General features: G+C 51.9%; 2 protein-coding genes and 1 pseudogene. 2 read left to right on the top strand and 1 reads right to left on the bottom strand.

Annotated elements, in window-relative coordinates; genetic code table 11:
- Nucleotides 1-392: 392 nt before the first annotated feature.
- Nucleotides 393-902 carry an N-acetyltransferase gene (locus JW953_23880; GenBank protein ID MBN1995746.1) on the top strand — a complete coding sequence of 170 codons (510 nt, stop codon included), beginning with the start codon at nt 393-395 and terminating at the stop codon, nt 900-902.
- 245 nt (nt 903-1,147) lie between these two features.
- Entirely contained in the window at nt 1,148-3,430 is a 2,283-nt protein-coding gene (locus JW953_23875; protein ID MBN1995745.1) for an NADP-dependent malic enzyme, read from the top strand.
- Nucleotides 3,431-3,630: 200 nt separating this feature from the next.
- Here the strand turns inward: JW953_23875 and JW953_23870 are convergent.
- A pseudogene (locus JW953_23870) lies at nt 3,631-3,756 on the bottom strand (IS5/IS1182 family transposase).
- Nucleotides 3,757-4,031 lie beyond the last annotated feature (275 nt).

Here is a 4,031-nt window from a genome sequence, read left to right as displayed (position 1 = left end):
TAGGGGCAGGTCTTGTGCCTGCCCAGGGCGACCACAAGGATTCGCCCCTACATATTGGGGTATGCCACGGAAAATCCCAAAGAGCCACCCTTTTTGGTTCCGGCTTTGGAAGCAGCGCGGCTTTGGAAGCAACACGGCTTTGGAAGCAACGCTGCCCTTGTCCGGGTTAGGAAACTACGAACAAACTTTTGACAAATGACCTAAACTGTGCTATGTTAATTATGTTTTATGTTGTGGAACACCATCTCACTAGGCGGAACACTATTTAATTCAGACTAAAAACGAGTCATCCTGAATGCCGGGGAGATATCTGACGTTTAGGCAAACAACTAGCCTGTAGCCAGGGATATCACGCCACATGGGGTAACTTACCTGCGGAAAGAGTTTGCTTGATGAACTCCAACGTACACATCCGCATCGCCGAACTGACAGACTTACGGGCCATTGTAGCAATTTACAACCAGGCCGTCCCCTCCCACCGCTCAACTGCCAATACCACCCTGGTGACCGTGAAGAACCGTAGAGCCTGGTTTCTGGAACATGACCCGCTCCAACATCCTATCTTTGTCGCCGAAGTCAATGGTCAAGTGGCCGGCTGGTGCAGTTTGAGCATTTACCGTCCCGGTCGGGCGGCGCTGCGTTTCACGGCAGAGATCAGTTTCTATATAGAAAACACCTTCCAACGCCAGGGGATTGGTAGCGCCCTGATTCGCTTCGCCCTGGAGTCCTGTCCGTCGTTGAGCATCAAAAATATCATCGCTGTTCTGCTTGACCGCAACGAAGCCAGCCGAAAATTACTTGAAAAATTGGGATTTCAACAATGGGGCTATCTGCCACGTGTGGCGGATTTTGATGGTCAGGAATGTGGTGAGTTTTATTACGGACGACGGGTCTTAGATTAAATCTTGGGGCAATGTTCCACTACGGATATCCAGCTACCGCCGATTAGGTTAAGCTCAAACCAAAGATTATACGGGCCTAAAAAATCGGCGGGGGCTTTTGAAATTACGTTCACCTGCGCTTGCCGGATCTGTCAATCCGGCAATTTGGCAAGTAAAAATCAGGTTAAATCCATATCTGCGGCTTGGAAGGCAACCAAAGGTGGCGCACAATCCAGGCCGCTAAAATAGATCAGGAGGGTCTATCAATGAAGATTACCAAAGAAACAGCATTGCAGTACCACGAAAAGGGACGGCCCGGCAAAATCACCGTGGTGCCCACCAAACCAACCGGCACCCAGTTCGATCTGTCGTTGGCCTATACGCCCGGCGTAGCCATGCCGGTGTTGGAAATTGCCGATAACCCGGATGATGCCTATCGTTACACCACCAAAGGCAACCTGGTGGCCGTTGTCTCTAACGGCAGCGCGATTTTGGGCCTGGGCAATCGGGGCGCTTTGGCCTCCAAGCCGGTGATGGAAGGTAAAAGTGTGCTCTTCAAACGTTTTGCCGATATTGATGTGTTTGACATTGAAGTAGATTCCGCCGATCCAGACGAAATCATCAATGTCACCCGGGCTATCGCGTCTACCTTTGGCGGCATCAACCTGGAAGACATCAAAGCCCCGGAATGTTTTTACATTGAAGAACAACTCAAAGAAATGCTGGATATTCCCGTTTTCCACGATGACCAGCACGGCACCGCCATCATTGTGGCCGCCGGCATCCTCAATGCCCTAGAGATTGTGGGCAAAAAGCTTACGGAAGTGAAAATTGTGGTCTGTGGGGCCGGGGCGGCGGGCCTGGCCTGCACCAAGATGCTGCTGCTGGCCGGGGCGAAACAGGAGAATTTGACCTTGTTTGACCTGTGGGGCGTGGTTTACGTTGGCCGTGAAGAGGGGATGGATGAATACAAAGCCCAATTTGCCAGGGAGACCGAGGCCCGCACCCTGGATGAGTTGATGAAAGGGGCCGATGTTTTTCTGGGCGTGTCAGCGGCCAATGTGGTCACGCAAGATATGGTCCGGTCTATGGCCGACCGGCCTATCATTTTTGCCATGGCCAATCCCGATCCTGAGATCAAGTACGAGTTGGCCAAAGAAGCCCGGCCCGACGCCATTGTGGCTACCGGCCGGAGCGATTACCCCAATCAGGCCAATAATGTGCTGGGGTTTCCCTTCATCTTCCGGGGCGCACTCGATGTGCAAGCCCGCCAGATCAATGAAGAGATGAAGTTGGCCGCGGCTCACGCCCTGGCCGCTTTGGCGCATGAAGACGTGCCTGACTCGGTGCTAAAGGCGTATAATCTGGAAAGTCTCAAATTTGGGTCTGACTACATCCTGCCCAAACCTTTTGATCCCCGCGTGCTGCTGTGGATGGCGCCGGCTGTGGCTCAAGCGGCGATGGAAAGTGGCGTGGCCCGTCGTCAAATTGACATAGAGATTTATCGAGAGCAATTGGAAGCGCGCCTGGGCAAAGGGTGGGAGTTGATGCGTCACATCATCAACAAGGCCCGCCACAACCCCCAACGCATTGTTTTTGGCGAGGGCGAACATCCTAAAATCATCCGGGCGGCGGCGATCATTGAGGATGAAGGCATTGGTCAACCCATTCTGTTGGGCCGTCCCGAAGTCATTCAGCAAGAGATTGAAGAACTGGGCCTTGACTTTGACCCATCTGTAATTGATCCCAGTTCAAGCGAGTGGTTCGACACCTATTGCCGGGCTTTTTACGATCTACGCCAGCGCAAAGGCATCACGCTTTTGCACGCACGGACGCTGATGCGCCGTCTTAGCTACTTTGGCCCGATGATGGTTTATATGGGTGACGCCGACGCTTATGTTTCCGGCCTGACCCACAACTATCCCGACATCATTCGCCCAGCTCTGCAAATTATCGGTACCGGCGAGGGTATTCATAAAGTGGCGGGCATGTATATCATCATCGCCCACGAAAAGGTTTACTTTTTTGTGGATACCACCGTCAACATTGATCCCTCTGCCCAAGACCTGGCCGAAATTGCGGCCATGGCCGCCGATGAGGTGCGCTGCTGGGATATTGAGCCGCGCGTGGCTATGCTCAGCTTCTCCAATTTTGGCAGCACGCGCCACCCCTTCTCAGGAAAAGTTTCTCAAGCCGTAGAAATTTTGCACGAGCGCCACCCCGATCTCATTGTAGATGGTGAGATGATGGCCGACACCGCGGTGATGCCCGAAATTGTTGACGAGTTGTATCCCTTTAGTCAAGTAAAAGACGCCAACGTGCTGGTTTTTCCCAGCCTGGAGGCCGCCAACACCTCGTACAAGCTCATGCAGCGATTGGGCAATGCCGAAGCCATCGGTCCGATTTTGCTCGGCATGAAACATTCAATCCACGTTTTGCAACGCGGCGACGAAGTGCGCAGTATTGTTAACACCGCTACCCTGGCCGTGGTTGACGCCCAGGAACGCGGCTGCGGGCCCGGCAGAACTGCCCAGAGACAGGCAAAATAGCCCAATCAAAGCGCTTTGGGCTTGACAAACTCTGTATATAATGTTATATTGTATCGCGGTATGATATGATATTTCATTCTATGAAACCTATTCACCAATCAAGCAAGTTTCGGTAAGGAATGAGGCTTTCTCCCAAGTCCCATCTGGCACAGAAGAGACATGCGCTTTTAAATATGCGCGTCAATCTTCTCCAGATGGAGCTATTTAAGAGCGTAGCCGAATAACCTGTCGTCCCGAAAAGTGAGAGTACAAGCGAAATGCAGAAAGACGACGTAGTTTTCTGGTTTTTTCCCCCAGCCGATGAGAATGCGCCGAAATTGGTTCATACGGTGCGTGTTCCTATGCATCGGCAACAACGGCTACAACACCGACCACAGTTCTGCGCTACCTTCAAAACCTGTGGTCGTTTTTATTATTGGGATTTCGGCGATGAGTTTGGACTGAGTTATTGGCAGGAGGCCAACAAACTAAGTTTCCTATTGAAAGGAGAATCAAAGTGCCAGAACAGTATGATTTAGTAGAAGCGGCGATGAAGTTAATTCAAGATCGCCGGAGTATTCGTCACTACACTGACGAGCCGGTATCTGAGGAACACCTCGAT

Source organism: Anaerolineae bacterium (assembly GCA_016931895.1).
Lineage (GTDB): Bacteria > Chloroflexota > Anaerolineae > 4572-78 > J111 > JAFGNV01.
This window is presented reverse-complemented; position numbering and strand designations above follow the sequence as displayed.

What these genes read in the sequence shown, in the direction of transcription:
- JW953_23875 (MBN1995745.1), top strand. Translation starts at nt 1,148, where the DNA reads ATGAAGATTACCAAAGAAACAGCATTGCAGTACCACGAAAAGGGACGG.
- JW953_23880 (MBN1995746.1), top strand. Translation starts at nt 393, where the DNA reads ATGAACTCCAACGTACACATCCGCATCGCCGAACTGACAGACTTACGG.